Annotated in this window: 17 protein-coding genes; 5 read left to right on the forward strand and 12 right to left on the reverse strand. The window is 58.2% G+C overall.

Translation table 11 applies throughout. The annotated features are described in order from the left end of the window. The coding region (locus PUT78_RS21195) for a hypothetical protein (RefSeq protein ID WP_274354251.1) at positions 1 to 445 on the forward strand (445 nt) is incomplete at its 5' end. Between the two features lie 171 nt (positions 446 to 616). Here PUT78_RS21195 and PUT78_RS21200 read toward each other — a convergent pair. The 11 genes from PUT78_RS21200 to PUT78_RS21250 form a co-directional block, all read right to left on the reverse strand. Beyond that, positions 617 to 1,372: an SDR family oxidoreductase gene (locus PUT78_RS21200; RefSeq protein WP_274354252.1), complete on the reverse strand. Its 756-nt coding sequence runs from the start codon at positions 1,370 to 1,372 to the stop codon at positions 617 to 619. Between the two features lie 9 nt (positions 1,373 to 1,381). Then, complete coding sequence (locus tag PUT78_RS21205) at positions 1,382 to 2,611, reverse strand: MFS transporter (protein WP_274354253.1); 1,230 nt, start codon at positions 2,609 to 2,611, stop codon at positions 1,382 to 1,384. Positions 2,612 to 2,680: 69 nt separating this feature from the next. Then, positions 2,681 to 3,928, reverse strand: a complete 1,248-nt coding sequence (locus tag PUT78_RS21210; RefSeq protein WP_274354254.1) for a glycosyltransferase family protein — start codon at positions 3,926 to 3,928, stop codon at positions 2,681 to 2,683. Continuing rightward, on the reverse strand, positions 3,925 to 6,360 hold the full coding sequence (locus PUT78_RS21215) for a xanthine dehydrogenase family protein molybdopterin-binding subunit (protein WP_274354255.1): 2,436 nt from the start codon (positions 6,358 to 6,360) through the stop codon (positions 3,925 to 3,927). Before PUT78_RS21215 ends, PUT78_RS21210 begins: the two co-directional genes overlap by 4 nt. Continuing rightward, positions 6,357 to 6,845, reverse strand: coding sequence for a (2Fe-2S)-binding protein (locus PUT78_RS21220; protein WP_274354256.1), 489 nt, complete (start codon positions 6,843 to 6,845; stop codon positions 6,357 to 6,359). The genes PUT78_RS21215 and PUT78_RS21220 overlap by 4 nt, the downstream gene beginning before the upstream one ends. Next, positions 6,842 to 7,729, reverse strand: a complete 888-nt coding sequence (locus PUT78_RS21225; RefSeq protein ID WP_274354257.1) for an FAD binding domain-containing protein — start codon at positions 7,727 to 7,729, stop codon at positions 6,842 to 6,844. The genes PUT78_RS21220 and PUT78_RS21225 overlap by 4 nt, the downstream gene beginning before the upstream one ends. Beyond that, positions 7,726 to 8,592 (reverse strand): inositol monophosphatase family protein, encoded by an 867-nt coding sequence (locus tag PUT78_RS21230; RefSeq protein WP_274354258.1) that lies wholly within the window; start codon positions 8,590 to 8,592, stop codon positions 7,726 to 7,728. Before PUT78_RS21230 ends, PUT78_RS21225 begins: the two co-directional genes overlap by 4 nt. Positions 8,593 to 8,710: 118 nt before the next feature. Next, a complete protein-coding gene (locus PUT78_RS21235) occupies positions 8,711 to 9,766 on the reverse strand; it encodes an aldose epimerase family protein (protein WP_274354259.1) in 1,056 nt (351 codons plus the stop codon). A 59-nt stretch (positions 9,767 to 9,825) separates the two neighbouring features. After that, positions 9,826 to 11,685 (reverse strand): FAD/NAD(P)-binding protein, encoded by a 1,860-nt coding sequence (locus PUT78_RS21240; protein WP_337994715.1) that lies wholly within the window; start codon positions 11,683 to 11,685, stop codon positions 9,826 to 9,828. Positions 11,686 to 11,860: 175 nt separating this feature from the next. After that, a complete protein-coding gene (locus PUT78_RS21245; RefSeq protein ID WP_274354260.1) occupies positions 11,861 to 13,357 on the reverse strand; it encodes an L-fucose/L-arabinose isomerase family protein in 1,497 nt (498 codons plus the stop codon). Positions 13,358 to 13,494: 137 nt separating this feature from the next. Continuing rightward, complete coding sequence (locus PUT78_RS21250; protein ID WP_274354261.1) at positions 13,495 to 14,172, reverse strand: hypothetical protein; 678 nt, start codon at positions 14,170 to 14,172, stop codon at positions 13,495 to 13,497. Positions 14,173 to 14,608: 436 nt separating this feature from the next. On the opposite strand from PUT78_RS21250, the gene PUT78_RS21255 reads away from it, so the two are divergent. Both PUT78_RS21255 and PUT78_RS21260 read left to right on the forward strand, forming a co-directional pair. Beyond that, a complete protein-coding gene (locus PUT78_RS21255) occupies positions 14,609 to 15,643 on the forward strand; it encodes a LacI family DNA-binding transcriptional regulator (protein WP_274354262.1) in 1,035 nt (344 codons plus the stop codon). A 281-nt stretch (positions 15,644 to 15,924) separates the two neighbouring features. Next, complete coding sequence (locus tag PUT78_RS21260) at positions 15,925 to 16,131, forward strand: hypothetical protein (protein WP_274354263.1); 207 nt, start codon at positions 15,925 to 15,927, stop codon at positions 16,129 to 16,131. Positions 16,132 to 16,271: 140 nt separating this feature from the next. Here the strand turns inward: PUT78_RS21260 and PUT78_RS21265 are convergent, their stop codons facing one another. Beyond that, positions 16,272 to 16,760 carry a fumarylacetoacetate hydrolase family protein gene (locus PUT78_RS21265; RefSeq protein ID WP_274354264.1) on the reverse strand — a complete coding sequence of 163 codons (489 nt, stop codon included), beginning with the start codon at positions 16,758 to 16,760 and terminating at the stop codon, positions 16,272 to 16,274. 51 nt (positions 16,761 to 16,811) lie between these two features. Between PUT78_RS21265 and PUT78_RS23915 the strand changes: the two genes are divergently transcribed. Together PUT78_RS23915 and PUT78_RS21270 are read left to right on the forward strand one after the other, a co-directional pair. Then, on the forward strand, positions 16,812 to 17,282 hold the full coding sequence (locus tag PUT78_RS23915; protein ID WP_420793543.1) for a transposase family protein: 471 nt from the start codon (positions 16,812 to 16,814) through the stop codon (positions 17,280 to 17,282). Continuing rightward, on the forward strand, positions 17,183 to 17,434 hold a 252-nt coding region (locus PUT78_RS21270), incomplete at its 3' end, for a transposase (RefSeq protein ID WP_274354265.1). The genes PUT78_RS23915 and PUT78_RS21270, both read left to right, overlap by 100 nt.

Genomic DNA, 17,434 nt, shown 5'->3' on the forward strand with positions numbered 1-17,434 from the left:
GCCCAGACCTGACTCTATGAAACCTGTTGGCCAGCCTGCCCGAGGGCGTGAAATGGCTGCCCGCGATGCCGTGAAACGCGTGCCCGAGATCACGCGAAATCACTGCCCAAATTCCGCGAAATGCGCAGAAAGCGAGGGCCGCATGAGCAGCAAATATGGATTTGGGGGAGGCATTGAGCTTCCCAAGGTCGAAACCCGAAATCCACGCATGGTGCCGGATCAAGGCGTGCTCAATGACGCCGTCACGGCCGGATCAGCGCTTGGCTTTGTCAGCCGTGAGCCCGCCGCCAAGCGCAAGCCCGGACCGAAGCGCCGCGAGCCCCAGGACAAGGTTTCAATCCCAGGGCCAAAGCGCGTCATCGACGAGTTCCGCGCCTTCTGCACAGAGCAAAACGTAACCCTCTGGGAAGGTCTCAACATGCTGTTGCAGGGCAGGGGGCATTAAGGTCGCCCGCGACGTTCAAACCATTTCTCGCAAAATCCCAGGAATGCCTTGTCTGGGTTCTTGGGGGCAGCCAGAATACGTTGCGCAAGAGCCGTCAGAAATGGGCGCCTTCGGCGCCATGACAGATTCAGTTGCTGATGCAACAGTTCATCTTGGATGAGTTAGGAATCGTCAGAGACTGGCGGTGATACCACCATCGACGTAAATGACATGGCCATTCACAAAAGAAGACGCCTCAGACGCCAGAAAGATGCAGGCCCCAACCAGTTCTTCGACCCGCCCCCAACGGCCGGCCGGCGTTCGTCTTTCCAACCATCCGCAGAAGGTGTTATCCGCCAAAAGCGCTGCGTTCAGTTCTGTCTGGAAGTAGCCAGGCGCAATCGCGTTGCATTGCAGGCCAAAGGGTGCCCAGTCCGTAGCCATCCCCTTCGTCAGGTTGCCGACAGCCCCCTTTGTCGCGGTATAGGGCGCGATCCCAGGTCGCGCCAGCGCCGTCTGCACGCTGGCGATGTTTATGATCTTGCCGCTTGCACGGCGGATCATGTGCCGCGCCACCGCCTGTCCGACATGAAAGACCGAAGCAACATTGGTCTGCAACAGCAGGTCGAACTTATCAGGCGGAAAGTTGGCCAACGGTGAACGGTATTGAAGACCGGCATTGTTCACCAGAATGTCGATAGGGCCGACTTCTGCCTCGAATTCATCGACAGCTTGCCGCACGGCTAGGTGATCTGTCACATCGAATGTTCGGTACCTCGCACCACCAAGACTGTCCGAAGCCGCCCTCAAGCGCTCCGCGCAACGTCCGTTCAGCACAACCTCTGCCCCTGCACTGCAAAGCCCGCGAGCAAGAGCGAGTCCGATTCCCTGTGACGAGCCCGTGATCAGAGCCCGACGTCCTGTCAGGTTGAACAAATTTAGGGACATGCCATTTTCCTATCCTGTAGCTCCGGTTTCTGTCACAGCATGGCGTGTGTCGGCCGAAGCGGCATTTCCCGCCAACAGCATGAGCAATCCCAACAAAATGGCCAATCCCAGATAGACTGACCCCAGTCCGAAATGACCTCCCAGAAATCCGATGATGGACGGGGCCAGCAAGATTCCAGAATGGCCCATTGTCGTCACCACACTAATGGCCACACCGGCATCAACATCCGGCTGATTACCTGCTGAGGAAAACAGGATCGGGACCATGTTGGCAATGCCCACACCAGTTGCGGAAAAAGCGATGATGGCGATCCAAGGACTCTCGACCAGACCTGCCACTGCCAGGGCCACACCCGCAATCACCCCCGAAATACGGAAGGTTTTGACCGCGCCTAGCCAGTTGCGCACCCTATCTCCCAGAAAGCGGGTAATCGCCATGGCCCCGGAAAACCCCGCAAAGGCAAATCCTGCAGTCGCCGTATCGGCCAGCATTGCCTTTTGCAGATAAAGCGCTGACCAGCTGAGGATAGCGCCTTCCGCACACAGGCAAAGCAGGGCCATTGCCCCTATCACATAGATAGTCACATGCCGCGGCAAACGTCCCCGCGTATGAACCACTTCGGTGGGAAGACCCGATCTCACGGGACCACGATCATCGGCGAGGATCGAATAGGTCGAACTTACAATCAACACAGCAATGAGGGTGACGCCCCAAGCGTGTGGTAGCACGCCCACACGCTCTATCAAAATCCCACCTAGCGCGCCGCCGACAAAGCCGCCCAAACTCCAGAACCCGTGAGAAGAGGACATGATTGCCCGCTCCAAACGCTTTTCCAACAGCACGACATTGGCGTTCATGGCCACGTCCATCCCACCAACTGCCCCGCCAAACACTGTCAGGGCAAGCGCCGCAGACCAGAAACCGGGCATTGAAAGAACCACCGGCAAGGCACCAATCACCGGCAGGGCAAACACCAGCAATGTCCGGCGCGAGCCGATCCGTGCGATCATCTGACCCGAAACCGACATAGCCACAATCGCCCCTAAGCCGAAGGAAAGGATCAGCAGGCCAAGAGCGAATTCGTCCAGCGCCAGCCTTTTGGCGACGCCAGGGATATGTGGCGACCAGCTGCCCACCACGAATCCGTTGACCAGAAACATGCTGGCGCAGGCCCAACGTCCGGCCTGAGCCGCAGATATGCTCTTACGCGCGCGTGTCACGTTAGTATTACTTTCCATCGGATGTCCTTCAAGCAGCCTGCCCCTGCCGGAGCGGGTCTTCCGGCCCTCTCGCCATTCCCGCCGCATTCAGGGCTGGCCCTGGGCATGCGTGATCCAAGCATCGACCTCGGCGAGGCTCATGCCCAACTGTTCGTCGATCGTCAGCTTTTGTCCGTTTCGGAAAACGCCATTTTCTGAAACACTCAGCACTTTGCGAATCTGTTCTGCTGTCCACAACTTTTCGCGTACCAGCCGTACAGCCTCGGGGTTGTGCGGAAGCGCATATTTCTGGATGACGTAAAGGAATCCCTGTAACTTCTGCAACCAGACACGCACATTTGTCAGCGAGATCCATGTCGTTTCGAAATCGGAATCGACCGAAACGACAGGAACTATGGCGACAGGGGCACCGCTGGTCTTGACATAACCCAAAATGTCGAAATCTATTGTAAAATCAAAGACATTCATAACCGGCAGCATGTCCAGAAGGTATTCCCGTTCAAACATCTTGAAGGGGCAGGTCACATCCCCCAGCAGCAGGTCAAAATCCAGAAGCGCCTGGACACGCTTGATCACGTAATTGCCATAGGATTCACTTTCACGGCTTGTTTGCCATTCCAGAACCCGAGTGGAGCGCCGATCTCCGAGGGCCACTTTCTTACCATGATCGGCCAGTTCATGCAGCAACAGTCCCGCCTGACCCATGTGGTTGCTGTTGTCGCAATCGGTGTACATGACATAGTCATGTCCATCGCAAGCGGCCTGTAGCATTCCCAGATGGATAGCACCGCCCTTGGTCGAAAGCGCTGCACTTTTCAGCCGCGACATGGGCAGGTCAGGCGCAGGCAACGCATCGGCCAGACGCAAAAAGTATACGTCTGACAGCGCTTCGGCTTCAGCAATGGCACGAGCCACCCTAAGGCTGTCTTCAGGGCAGTCGTCATCGACAATGTAAAGACCCCAGCGGTGAGGCGTATCGCGGAACAGCCAGTTCAGTTCGGCCACCTTGGCGCGTAACGCATCTTCGCCGGTGGGGTTCGTGTCAGAATTGGGCTGCAGTCGCCGCACCTCTTTCCAGACGGCAAAGACGACGCCCAGGCTGAGCGGTTTTTCTAGCGCCAGCACATGCCGACGCGCGCGCGCCAGATAGCTGATTAGTTCCACGAGGATTTCATCCTGCGGGCAAAGGGCCCGGATAGCGTCAAGGTCGACAATGTTCCTAGCCACTACAAGATCGGTAATCCGGAAGACTTCGGCACGATAGTCCCACGAACTCAGGAAGCGCAGGACGTCCTTTGGCTGCGGGATAATCTTTGGCTGAGCAACCTGGTTCATGAGCGGTCTTTTCCTTTCAAGTTGTCCGCAACCTTCGCGGATTTTGTCGTATGTGGGATGAAGCCGGGGCGCGCGGGCCAGGCCTGCACATGGTCTGGCGGCAAGGGCAGTTTGCGTCCTTGCAAAATGGCCAGTACGTGCGGAGGCGTTAGTGGCAATTGCTGCACCCGCAAGCCAGCGGCTTGCGACACGGCACAGGCAATGGTGGCACCAACATTCAGGATCGGCACCTCACCTGCACCTTTGGTCCCCCAAGGTCCGATCGACGGTGCGCCTTCATGCAGCTCGATCACTACGGGTATCACGTCTTGGGCCAGCGGCACGCGATAACTGCCAAATCCATTCTGGCAGATGGCACCGTCCGATGTGAACGTCACCTCTTCGTGCAGCGCATAGCCCAGGCCCTGAACCACCCCGCCCTGGATCTGGCCTTCGATGGCCGAAGGATTCAGAGCATAACCCACATCCTGCACAACGTGATAGCGCAACACCTCGACATGGCCTGTCGCGGGATCGACAGCGACCTCGCAATCATGGACGGCAAAGACAGGTATATCCACCGCTTCCAGAAAATGCCCCGAAGTGCAGCCTTCCAATGCGGCAACGCCGGGGCGCGTAAAGGAGCCGTTGCCTGAGATCGGACCGGTGATCTGCAGCGCCTCTTGCGCCAGGCTGGCCAAGGTCATGCCGCTACCGGGATGCCCCTGCCTTTCGACACGTCCTTGTGTCAGGATCAGTTTGGATGATGGAACCTGCATTAGTCGCGAAGCCAGGTCCGTTACCTTCTGGCGTATCTCAGCACAAGCTGCCACGGCAGCGGCCCCCAGCGACACTGTCGTCCGCCCGCCGCCAACGCCCACGTCAAAGCCGACTGCATCAGTGTCGGCCTGATGCACCACCACTTCCGCAGGCGCGATCCCCAGTTCCGCCGCCACAATCTGCGGCAGAGATTGCATCATCGTGCCTTGGCCAATCTCCACACCGGCCGTGACCAGCGTTGCACTGCCGTCCGGGTTCAGGTTTACTGTCGCGGCCGATGGCCCCACGAAGACAAACCAGGTACCTACCGTCGTCGCGCGGCCTCTGAGCCAGCCCTCGTGCCGCGCATCCGCAGAGCTTTTCCCCGATAGCGGGCTGTCGTCCTTTGCGCGTAGTAGGGCCATCTTATCTAACATCGGTCCCAGAACATCACCCTGAAACACTTGGCCCGTTGACCCGAGGTCGCCATCCCCAAGTACATTGCGCCGACGAAATTCGAAGGAATCCATGCCAATGGCCTGGCAGATTTCGTCTGTATGACTTTCCAGCGCAAAGATGTTGTAGACGCCATTGCAGGCACGGAAGGCCCCATTCGGGGCCGTGTTGGTATAGACTGCACGTGAGACCAGCCGTACCGACCCCAGCCGATAGGCCGAACCCAGCGTATGAGCCGTCATCGTTGTCAAATATATCTGTTCCCCACCATAGGCACCGCAATCCATCAAAACAACAGCTTCGCGACCGACGATATGCCCATCGGCCGTAACGGCAGACCGGATTTGGATGTCCGCATTCTCACGGCAGGGACACGACAGCATTTCTTCGGCCCGGCTGGGCACAATAGCCACGCTTTTTCCGCAGGCCATGGCAAGCGCCGCAGCATAGGGTTCGATCGTGCAGCCATACTTGGCACCAAAACCACCCCCCACGGCGGGAGCAGTGACCCGCACTCGTGACGCTGGCAGGCCCAACGCCCGCGCAGTGACGTTCTTGACCGTCCAAGGAGCTTGCGTCGACGCTACCAAGTGCAGCCGACCGTCAATATAGCTGGCAATTGCCGAGCGCGGTTCCAGTTGCATGTGTATCTGTCGGCCCACCGCAAATGAGCTTTCAACGATCGTCACATCCGGGCGCGCAAAGGCTGCGTCCACATCCCCCCTCCGCACGAGCGATTCCCAGGCCAGATTACCCCCCCTGCGCGCGCCCCGAGCTTCCAGCACCACTTCGTGCCCGTCCCAGTCGGGATGCACCAGCGGCGCGCCCTCGGTCAGGGCGGCGGCCATGTCGATGACCGCCGGTAGCGGACGAATGTCGATCTCAACCGCGCCGGCCGCAGCCTTTGCCTGCTCCAGCGTGTCGGCTGCAATGGCGACCAAAGGTTCGCCTTTGTAACGCACCCTTCCGGTCGCAAAAAGCCGCTGGTCCGCTACCCCAATCCCGAACTGATACGGTGCATCTGCTGCCGTTACGATGGCGCGCACACCCGGCATTTGCCGCGCAGCGCTGACATTCAGCCGCAGAATTTCGCCGGACGCTACGTCGGCACGCAGCAGATAGGCTTGCAGATGCCCTTGGTAGGCCTGATCGACAGTAAAGCAGGTCCGCCCTCGCAATTTGTCGGAGGCATCTCGGCGGGCAAAAGCTGTGCTGGCAAGGGACGGTCGCAGGTTCATGCCGTTTCCTCCCTGACATCCGCCTCGGCCATGGCCTTTGCTGCACGACAGGCCGTCGACACGATCCGTTCATATCCTGTGCAGCGGCAAATGTTCCCGACCAACGCGTGCTTCACCTTTTCGCGATCGGTAGTGGGATCTGTTTTGAGCAAGTGGGTCAGTGTCATAACCATCCCCGGAAAGCACATCCCGCATTGCACGGCATCTTCCGCCTCAAGAGCGGCCATGACCCGTCGACCCACCGGATCGTGATAGAGTCCTTCAATAGTCACGATCTGGGTGCACTCTGCCAGGGCCACGGGCAATAGGCAGGCAGCCACGGGTTCACCTTCCACTTCGACCAGGCAGGCCCCGCAGAAGCCTTCGCCACAAACGTCCTTCGCCCCGGTCAGACCAATCTGTTCCCGCAAGACACGGTGTAGTGGCGTTGCCGGATCCGCATGAAAGGAGTGCCATTCGCCATTGATATGAAGTTTTCCCCTCATGCCGCTCTTCCCCCATTTGCCAAGCGTTCCTGCAACTGCGCCATCGCCCGCCCTAAAAGCTCGGGCAGCACGTGTAGCCGGTACCAATCCGGCACCTCGGGCCCTTCGCGGCCACGGAAATCAGCCACAAGCTCTTGCGCCATTTTGACTGCAAACGCCTTGTCGGCTGTTGCACCTGTCAGACGTTGCTCCAGCCCCGGCCATCGCCGGGCCTGATCTTCTACCGCGCCGACAGCGACCACCACATCTGCCAGCTGGTTCTTCGCGTCGGGGCGCGCCGACAGACTGATCAGCGCTACCGGATAGTCGCCCGCCCGCCGCAGTGTCAGACGCGCATGGGCCAAAAGGCGGCCCGCCCTTTGCGGCACCTCGACGCTGACAAGCAGATGGTTCTGTGCTGCTGCTTCCCGCCGCCAGTCCAGATAGGCCAGAAGGCTTTGGTTCGCTTGTCCTTCAGGTGTGACCACTTTCACCATCGCCTCTGCCGCAAGCAGAGCTGGGACCAGATCGGCGGCGGGAAACTCCTTGGTACAAAGATTACCCCCCACAGTGGCCCGGCGGCGAATAGCCGGATTGGCCGCCCGTTTCGCGGCAACCGCCAATCCTTCCAGACCCGGAAGCCCCTGAAGCTCTGCCGCCAGCTTGTCATGAGTGACCGCCGCCCCGATGCGTACAGTTTCTGGCGTGATCACTAGTTGCCGCAACGCCGCAACCCGGCCCAGCGAAACATAGTGTCGCGACGGCGCAGGCGCGCGCATCAGCCAGGTCCCACCCGCAAAGACAATTGCATTTGTCCCAAGCTTCGCCAACAGCCTGACCGCCTCTTGCACGGTAACCGGATGGTGAAAATCTGTCTGTTGTTCCAACGCCTCTGCGGGTATCATGGCACTGTCTTCTTAAAGGCGTTCAAGCTGCGCGCGGTCTCCCCCGGATTTTCTGCAAGGCCGGGCAATGCCTTGCGGTCAATTTCCAGAAGATAGCCGATCATTTCGGCTGCCCATGGCGCCGCTGCGAGGATCGCCCCCCTTTCGGCCCCGCTGGCTGTGAAATCTTCTATCGTTCCGCCGGCTTCGCGCACCAGAACAAGACCCGCCAAAACATCCCAGATGCAGGTCAGCCCGTCGGCATAGCCGTCCAAACGCCCATCAGCGACATGCGCCAACATCATTGCCGAGGAACCGAACCGCCGATATTCGCATCCGTTATTTAGGATGTGGCTGATCTGCTGGGCATGGGCTTCCACGCTTTTGCCCGAAGTGAAGCCCACCCCGAACACGGCCTTACCCAATGTTGCCTCGCGATTGACAAAGATCGGCTCACCATTTCGCGTGGCCCCCATGCCCGTCACAGCACTGTAAAGTTCATCCTTCACCGGGTCGTAGATGACGCCGAGTACCGGCTGCTGATCGACCATCGCACCGACCGACACACACCAACCCGGACGGTCCCTCATGAAATTCGACGTACCATCGATCGGGTCCAGAACCCAGACGACGCTGGCCCCTTCCCGGTCCAGGCCGAATTCCTCGCCCAGAATTGCGTGATCAGAGAAAGAGTCTTGCAGTCGCCTACGTAAAAGCCACTCGACCTCCTTGTCCACCGCCGTCACAAAATCCTGCGGCCCCTTCACTTCGATCTGCAGTGGCTTGCTTTGCCGCAGGTAGGAAAGGGCCGACTGCCCGGCAGCCTGCGCGCCCGTCTCAGCCACGACGCGCATCTGCTGCAGTTCAACTTCAGAAAGTAGCATTCCGGATCTCCCTCATGGCCCTTGAGCAGGGTCGCGTTCTGATTGGCAAACAGCCAGAAGGCTGAAATTAAGTTACTTTTTGTCATCCCTGCTGCCGACAAACCTTGTCGTGTCCTGATCAGTGAGACAGTGCGTTGAACCGATATTCCGTCACCTGTTGGTACACGCGCCCGGCGCGCAGAACAGCATCAGAGAAATGGCTACGATTGGGGCTGTCGGGATAGCGCTGGGGTTCAAGGCAAATGCCACAGTGGGGACCAAACTCCAGCCCGTCGCGACCCTGCCGCACACTGTCATAGGCCCCACCATCGTATAGCTGCAGGTGCGGTTCCGTCGTATGAACTTCCATTTGCATGCCCGTTCCAGCTCCCTTCAGCGTCGCCGCGTGGATAAGCCCATTTGTCACTTGTGCCCGCTGCCGCAAGACAAAGCCTAGGTCAAAGGTCACGCCATCGGCATTGCGCAGCTTGCGAGCCTTACGGAAATCGAAGGGTGTTCCGGCAACCTGGCGCACCTCGCCCGTCGGGATAAGGTCAGCATCTACCGGTGTGTAGAAATCAGCCTGCACCTCAAAACTATGATCCAGCGCAGAAGGCACGGGGCCAGGTCGGTACCCCGCCGGAATATCGAGATTGAAATAGCTGTGATGCGCCAGATTGCATAGTGTCGGAGCATCGCAGGAGGCTTGCATCTCAATCCGCAGGGTTCCAGGCGGCAGAAGCCTATAGGTGCAACGCACATCCATTGCCCCGGGAAATCCGGCCTCGCCATCCGGCGAATGCAGGGTCATCGTCACCGCGTTGTCCTTTTGTGCCGCAAGCATCCAGGGCCTGCGACTGAAACCTTCGCCATCCGCCCCGCCGTGGAGCATGTGGCGGCCGTCTTGGTTCCGCGTCACCTGATAGTTTTGTCCTTCCAGACAGAAACGTCCCTCGGCAATCCGGTTGGCAAAGCGGCCCACCGTCGCCCCGGCATGCGCGCTGTCGGCCAGGTAATCAGCCAAATTGGCGAACCCTACGACCACATGCTGCGGACCCGTCTCTGTGGGTATCACCAGATCTGAAACTGTCGCGCCCCAGGTCAGCACCCGCGCCTCGGCCCCGCTGGCCACACGCAACGTGATCTCGTGGATATCGCGTCCCTGAGCTGTTCCTATCCTGCGGGTTGTCACCATCTCATTCCCACCTATTGTTATTTCCGCACCGTGACGCAGGGCACCGGCCGGCACCGCCCTCACGTCAGATATTTCGCCAGCGGCACAGGCTGCTCGCTATCCAAGGGCTGCGGGTCTGTATCGGGTGCCAGCACCCCCTCTGTCAGCGTTGTGGCAACACTGACCGCATCGTCCAGAAATTCGTCCCAAAGCCCCGGTTCAATCAGCCCTACATGCAGGAACCACCGAGTGGATTCTGTAGGAATGCCCAGAACATGCACTCGTTCGCTGATGGCTCCCGCGCGCGACACAGGATGAAACGGCTTGGAGGTAACCTCCGCCCCGCCTGTCCCCATGAAGCTGCGCAGAATACCCTCGTTCGTCAGACTGCGGATAACCGGATTGGGGTCGCCTTCCATATCCGCTGACAGGACAAAAGCGTCGATCAGCACGTCCAGTTCCTGCCGGAAGCCTACCACCTGATCCGAGGACGCCCACAGCTTTCCGCCGTCTTCCCCGGCGTCAAAGCGAACCGAAGGCCCTAGGATTTCCACCAGTCCGGCATTCATCAGGGCTTCCAGTTGCCGTGCCCGCCAGGGAGAAGGTCCGGTCGAAAGAAAGGCGATCATCGGGCCGATAGTCCGGATGAATTCCACGTGGGACTCCGGGTTCAGCCCCCCCAGATCAACCGCTTGCCGGATGATCGGCCGGATATGGCGCAAGACGTCCAGCGCCGCTTTTACCGGATCAGTGAATTCACCCTGCGCGGCCCGCTTAATGTCCAGGGCCAGTTCGCTCATCGCCGCCTGCCGGAATTCCGATTGGCTTGCGAACTGCCGGTTACCGTAGGGGCGCGCCAACCTCTCTAAGCGCAATAATCCAGATGAACCGCACTTCGCCGCCAGCCGCTCCAAATCCGTAAGGATAGTCTGCGGCGTGCAGGAAACTTCGTCCAGTCCTTTACACAACGCGGTCCACGCATGATTGCTTAACGTCCGCTGCAGATAGACTAGGTTCACCTCGGCCTCGACCCAAGGTAAATAGCTTGTTCGGAAACAATTCGCCCCGCCGGCCCGAAGCGCCGCAACCCTGTCCCGCGTGAACAGACGGGGCGTGTAACACACCCCGGTGGGGCGGTCATCCCGGCCGCGCACCGGCAAGGGCAGGCCACTGCGCGACCCGGCCAGAATGCGTGCTGGTTCCCGACCGCTGGGAACGTAGCGCAGTTCATCGCCGTTATGTTCATAACGCCCCCCCCTCCCGATCGTCAGATCCGACAAAACGTCATAAAATGTCAGGCCCAGCCCTTTCAGGGCTACCACCTGCCCGGAAAGATCGGCGGGTAAGCCAAAGCCGCTGTGCAGCGTATCCAGCAGATCAAAGGCGGTGATGTGCCGTGTGCCTTCGCTTTGGCTTGCAGTTGCACAACGCACTCCCCGAGCATAGCCCGTGCTGACAACAAGCCGGTCCGCCACAATGCACCCACCGCCTGAAGCCAGTTGCAAGACGAACCCCTCGCCTTGCGGCCGGACATCCACCACCTCGTCCTGGATGCGCTGCAGGGTCACATTGGGCGGCAGGTTCAGTTCAATCAGATCCAGCACATATCTCAGATACTTGCCGTAAAGCCCCCTGGGTGCAAAGCCGGACGGTCCTGGAAAGTTCTGATCAACCCGCTGCCACCATTCCATGAACGTCGGTCTCTCCGAGTGTAGAAGGCTTTCCTCCTCCATCTGATGCGGAAACATAGTGGCATTCCGGCAGCGCGTGTTCATGATCAGCCAGTCCGGTTGATCCGTCCGCCATATTTTGCCGCAGCCCACTTCGACATCGTCAATCGCATAGATCAGCAAGGGACGTCGGAGCTTGCGGCCATGCATTCGCGCGGCAATCCGTTCGATCACGGAGATTCCCCTTGGGCCTGTCCCAAGTATGGCAATCCGCTCAGGTGAGCGGCCCGACGTATTTCCCGGCCCGCTACCGCTGCTGCTGGAGCAAGTGTCTCATGTGCCATTCTGTTCATGATAAATTTCCTTTCCTCCGGGACATCTGCTCAGAACCGGTCAAAGAGACGATCATCGGGGCTCGCTTCCCCCGGCCGCTTGAACGTGCGGCTTATTCGTGGCGATGGAAGTGCCACCCTAGATATTGCTTGGCCGCATCCATGATAGCGTCGCTGACGGAGGCAAAGTTGGCGGCAACATGGTGCTCGAAACCGTTTTCACAGATGTAGTGCAGCAGCTTCTGCATATCCGAAATTTCCACGACGCCTGCCCCACCAAATGTCTCCAACGGATCGTCGGTGAAGCTGCCTTCCCCCACATAGCCGCAAATCCTACCCGTGGTGTCATCCGTGCTGACGCGCATATAGGTCATGTGACCGGCCCGGATCGATCCGTCGATTGTCCCATAGGTATTGTCCTTACCGACCGTTCCCGCGATGATCTCTTGGAAGCCCATCTTGTAATCCTTGAAGAACTCTTTGGGCAGGTTGCTGCAATGGAAGCAGACGGCCTTGTTCGCGTGACCACCATAGTTGTTGTTCCAGTCAAGCAGCGCACTGGGTGAACCTGAAGCCAGAGCCAGCATGTGCATCCCGATCAGCCCGCAGACATCAACTTCGCACGCGCTCGACATCAGGTTCGAGCTCATCATGCTCATCATTGTGCAGGGCACGACGCCGTAGTTTTCCTCCAGAGAGGTCCAGCACTGGATCGCGCTGATCGAAACTTCAGCCTCCTTCATCCAGTCTTCCGTCACCGCTGCCAGTTTGGCCTGACGCAAAATGGCCGGATGGGGTACGCCGTCGATGGCAATATAACTGCGGATTGCGTCGATCTTGTCCTTTACCACTTGCGCATCATCTGCAAGCCGCGACACACGCCCCAGGATTTCCGACAGGTCCAGAGTCACCACTGAAATCCCTGCCGCCTCCAGCAGCTTTTCACTGTAGCGCACGGTGTTGAACGCCTGTGGCCGCGCCCCGATGGCCCCGATGCGCAAGCCTTTAAGGCCGCCGACAATCCGGCACGTCGCGCCAAATCGCTCCAGATCAGCCTGAAATTCATCGCTAGCCGGATCAACGCAATGGGATTTTGTCAGCGAATAACGAAAACCATATTGCTTCAGATTATTGCAAGCCGACATCTTTCCGCACAAGCTGTCACGACGCCAGTTCAGCGACATTTTGGTTGGATCATCCGGCGTTGCCTGAACCAGAATAGGAACTCTCAGTCCGCTGAGACGCAGCGCGTCGGCAATTGCGCGCTCTTCTCCAAAGTTCGGCAACGTTACGATGATGCCGTCGATAGCGTCCGAATGTGTTTTGAAAAGTGCGGCACACTTCTTGGCGTCCTCAAAAGACTGGACCGCCCCGTGCTGCGTTGCTTCAGTGTCGAGCACCACGCATTTGTGACCAGCCTTCTGAATGGCCATCATCATGTCAACGCGGCCTGTTGCTGCAAGATGATGTGGAAAGAAACCACGGCTGCCGACTATGACACCAAACGTCATCTGTTTCACTTTGTAAGTCCCTTTGCGTTTCTCGGCTGCAAGCATTGCAGACGTCCGTATATTTCCGGCCATCGCACATTGCGCGACGGCCAGCTCCATTCTGGAAGGCTTCTGAAAAAGCCCGTCAGGCCCGTCGCCATGAATTGTAGGGCGGTAAGCCCCTTCACGAATTTGCCGGTCGCAAGCTGGTACGGTTCGGCTTTGGCCCAAAGTTTGCTTTCAGAATCCGACCAACCTCAATCAGCAACGCTCAAAACAGCGTCCAACACCGAAATCTGCTCGGGCCAGTCCAGCCCTTTGCCAAAGGCTTCGTCGAACAGAGCCGAACCGATGGTGAACGCCCAAGGCCGCAGCACGCGGACCTGTTTCAACCGTTCAAACGTGTTGATGCTACCGGAGATGATCGTCGAACGCTGGCCTACGGCATGCAGCACGCGCTTCCCCAGTTCCACAGGATCACCATCCTTGTAGCGATACATTGAGAGACAGATGCCATCCGCCCCCTGTTCCATCACGAATTGCCCCGCCTGAACGACCTCATCCATCGTTCCGTAAAGATATCGTGGGATATTGGCTCTACGTCCGATCGTCGGACGGTAGTTCACGCTCGCCCCGTGCAAGAGCTCCACTACCGACGGATAGAATTCGCAACCGATCAGATACCTGCACTGATTTCGAATGGCGAATTCGGCTGCCCGCAGGCAATCGTCCTCTGTCTCGGCAAAAGACTCGAAGACTACGGTCTTGCCCCGGTCGCGAATAAAACGCGCCAGTTCCCCTGCTGTCTGTGTTGAAATACCCGTGTCTTTGAAGCCCCAGTACTGGGTTGGTGCGCGATGTGACGCCTCGAACAGCTTGTGCGCATTCTTGATCGTCAGATCGTCCTTTGTCAGCATCGCAAGAATCTTGACCACACTACATTCCTCCCTCGCAGTCTGATTGACAGCACGTTTCAGCCCGCCAGCGACGACCTGATTTTAGGTGTATGGAGATAAAAATCCTCCCCCTTAGGTAGATTCGAAAATAATAGAACTCATTATATGATGTTCGTACCTCAATTATAAATTTCCTGTCAAGCTTGCAGATTCAGCTTAGCAAAGAGGTGCTCAAACGTTCGTATTCCTGTTTTTAAGTTATAATTTCGCACTTCCGAAGTGCGCGCTCACATATGAAAGCGTCCGAAACCCTATGACCCTCTTGCGCTGAAGGGGCAAGCTCAGGAGAGAATTACTTTAAGCATCAGATTATGAGGTTAAACACCTCATTTATATGAGAGCTCATCAGTTGTGGCTTGATAACACTACAAAATCCGGTTTAGATGAGCCATCCTGATACAAACCGGAGCCGCCCTTGCGCCCCACTTTGAAAGATGTCGCCCGGCATTCGGGCCTCAGCATTGCAACAATCGATAGAGTGGTAAATCAGCGCCCGGGCGTCCGCCAGAAAACGGTGGAACGGGTCCAGTCCGCGATGGCGACGTTGGGTTATATCCGGGATGTCACGGCTGCGGACCTTGCCCGCCGCGAGGTATATCGGTTTGTCTTCGTTATTCATGACGGGCCTAACAGCTTCATGCAGCAATTGGCGGTCGAAATCGAGACGTTGCGCCAGTTCTCTGCCAACAACCGCTTGGAAATTGACTTATACAGGGTCCCGCCCTTTGACGGAGCGGCGTTGGCACGGCTGTTGAACCGATTGGATCCGGCAACCTGCTCGGGGGTGGCCGTAATTGCGGCCGATGGGGTCGCCGTCCGCGATGCCTTGGTTCGCTTGAAGGCACTGGGGCTGCCCGTCGTAACACTGGTATCCGATGTCCCTGCCTTTCCCCGTGACGCCTATGTGGGCATCGACAATGTTGCCGCCGGCCGCACCGCGGGGCGGCTGATGGGGCGCTTTCTGGGCGGGAGGAATGGCAAGATCGCCCTCGTTGCCGGGTCGATGCTTGTGCGTGACCACGTTGAACGCCGGATGGGGTTCGAGCAGGTTATCGCCGAAACCCGCGGCCTGGATTGCCTGCCTGTTCTGGAAAGCCGGGATGACAGCCGTATTGTACAAAGAATGCTGCGGGATTGCCTTTCGTCTCACCCCGATATCGTCGGGATCTACAATATGGGTGCGGGCAACCGCGGGCTGATCGAAACGTTGTCAGCAGTACCCCCCACGGAGCGACCTCAGGTCATTGTTCACGAGCTGTCGGAACACAGCCGCCATGCATTGAGCGAGGGGATTGTGGACGCTATCATCCACCAGGATGCCGGACACGAAGTGCGGAGCGCCCTGCGTGTTCTTAAAGCGAAGATTGACAAGATCCCCCTCTTGCAAGGGCAAGAACAAATCCGAATTGAAATCTATCTGAACGAAAACCTGCCCGCCGCACCGGCCTGAACCTTGCAAGGCCCTTTCAGGTCTGATCGCGCATCAGCAAGGATTCACCATCCGGGCTCGCCGCAACTGTCGCATTCGAATAAATCATGATGAGTATTCTTGGATTAAGCGCAGCGTGGATCAGCGGTACTCAGGCCATGATCTGGGCGGCTGTCGCGTTGCCATCAAATCGGTTCTGCCTTAATCTGTGTGGCGCAACGATACTCTGAGACAAGAAATCAGGGGGATCGGCAAGAATACTTATTTGCGGAAGCCTTGTTGCCGAGGGTGTGGGCATTGCATTGATGGACCCGTTCTCCGCCCGCGCGAGTCGTAGCAACGCCGTGGTGATCCGGCGCTTCGTGCCGCAGGTAGAACTGCTATATTCCATGATTACGCCACTGCACACAAAACTGGGCGATCCAATCGCATTTGCAACCCGCATTGTCCGCGAGGAAATAGAGCCGTCTTTGCCCAACTGGGCCTTCCACAACTTCCGGGAAATGTAGCGCCAAGCCGATTTGATGGTAGCGCTACATCTGCCGGACTCTCTGGTTGATTTTCCCAAACAGAGGGCCGTCTGGCAGCGTTGCCTCCATTGTGACGCGATCACCAAAACGCAGAAAAGGTGTCTGTGGCGCGCCAAAATCTATTTTTCAATCACACGAACCTCTGCCAGACAGGCAGATCCGGCCCCGCGCGCTGCGTTCGACACAGTGCCGGAGCCGATGACACCGCCCACGCCCAGTTTGCGTGTGCGCGCAGCGTGCGCAATGATCTGTCCGAAATGGAAATCCATCTCGCCACCATGCGGGGCGCCAACCTGTCTGCCATTCACCGCAACCTGCAATGGAAGACATACTCGCCCGGCCTGCAAATACTCCCCCAGTTCATCGTGCGTCACCGCACAAGGCGCAAAACCCGTGGATGGCTTGGCCTGCACGAATCCGAATCCACGCTTCATTTCCCAAGGACCGGGCACACGCAAAGACCAGTCATCAATCTGCACAATTAACCGCACAAGACCGAGCGCGTCCTGCGGGCTGGTGCCCATTGGCACCTCATCCACGACAACGCCAAATTCGCCTTCGCAGTCAAAGCCCTGTGTCGCGTAGCCCTTAATTGGGTTCTGCGTCACTCTCTGTGTGGCGCCACTATCCTGAAACTGGGAAATTCAGAAGGGATAGTCATGATTTCGAAGAAGCATTGGTCGCCCGGGAGCGATGTGTCGGTTCAAAGCGTTGAGCGACGTGATTCCGGCGGGTGGATTGTATCGGGCAGTCTGACACCAAACGGCATCTGCCCAGACTCTGGATTGCAGTCTCGACGACGTCACGGATGGCGGCATCGGCGACTGCAGGATTTCCCTGCACATGGCGACAGGGTCACAATCGCACTCCAGGTTTGCCGGTGGCGATGTTTGGCTTCGGCTTGCCCTCGCCGGACGTTTTCAGACCATGTCCTCTCGATAGCACGTCCATTCGCACGTGGCACCTCCCGTGTCGGGAGATTGTCAGGCATCTGGGGCATGCGACAGGCGGGCGGCCTGCCGAACGGCTCTTGCGCCGTTTGGGCGTCGGCGTCGGCGATGACACGGTGCTTCGGCAACTCAAGCAGGTTGCGGACAACACCGCCCCGCCGCCAAGAGTCATCGGCATAGATGATTGGAGCTGGAAAAAGTCGCAAACATACGGAACCATTATCGTTGATCTCGAACGGCATGTCGTGATCGATATCCTCGAGGATCGCACTGTGCAGAATCTGCGGCAGGCCATCGAAGAACAGATGAACATGCATGGTCGCGCGACTGGC

The organism is Roseinatronobacter alkalisoli, from assembly GCF_028745735.1.
Classification (GTDB): domain Bacteria; phylum Pseudomonadota; class Alphaproteobacteria; order Rhodobacterales; family Rhodobacteraceae; genus Roseinatronobacter; species Roseinatronobacter alkalisoli.

What these genes read in the sequence shown, in the direction of transcription:
- PUT78_RS21200 (WP_274354252.1), bottom strand. Translation starts at nt 1,372, where the DNA reads ATGTCCCTAAATTTGTTCAACCTGACAGGACGTCGGGCTCTGATCACG.
- PUT78_RS21205 (WP_274354253.1), bottom strand. Translation starts at nt 2,611, where the DNA reads ATGGAAAGTAATACTAACGTGACACGCGCGCGTAAGAGCATATCTGCG.
- PUT78_RS21210 (WP_274354254.1), bottom strand. Translation starts at nt 3,928, where the DNA reads ATGAACCAGGTTGCTCAGCCAAAGATTATCCCGCAGCCAAAGGACGTC.
- PUT78_RS21215 (WP_274354255.1), bottom strand. Translation starts at nt 6,360, where the DNA reads ATGAACCTGCGACCGTCCCTTGCCAGCACAGCTTTTGCCCGCCGAGAT.
- PUT78_RS21220 (WP_274354256.1), bottom strand. Translation starts at nt 6,845, where the DNA reads ATGAGGGGAAAACTTCATATCAATGGCGAATGGCACTCCTTTCATGCG.
- PUT78_RS21225 (WP_274354257.1), bottom strand. Translation starts at nt 7,729, where the DNA reads ATGATACCCGCAGAGGCGTTGGAACAACAGACAGATTTTCACCATCCG.
- PUT78_RS21230 (WP_274354258.1), bottom strand. Translation starts at nt 8,592, where the DNA reads ATGCTACTTTCTGAAGTTGAACTGCAGCAGATGCGCGTCGTGGCTGAG.
- PUT78_RS21235 (WP_274354259.1), bottom strand. Translation starts at nt 9,766, where the DNA reads ATGGTGACAACCCGCAGGATAGGAACAGCTCAGGGACGCGATATCCAC.
- PUT78_RS21245 (WP_274354260.1), bottom strand. Translation starts at nt 13,357, where the DNA reads ATGGAGCTGGCCGTCGCGCAATGTGCGATGGCCGGAAATATACGGACG.
- PUT78_RS23915 (WP_420793543.1), top strand. Translation starts at nt 16,812, where the DNA reads ATGATTTCGAAGAAGCATTGGTCGCCCGGGAGCGATGTGTCGGTTCAA.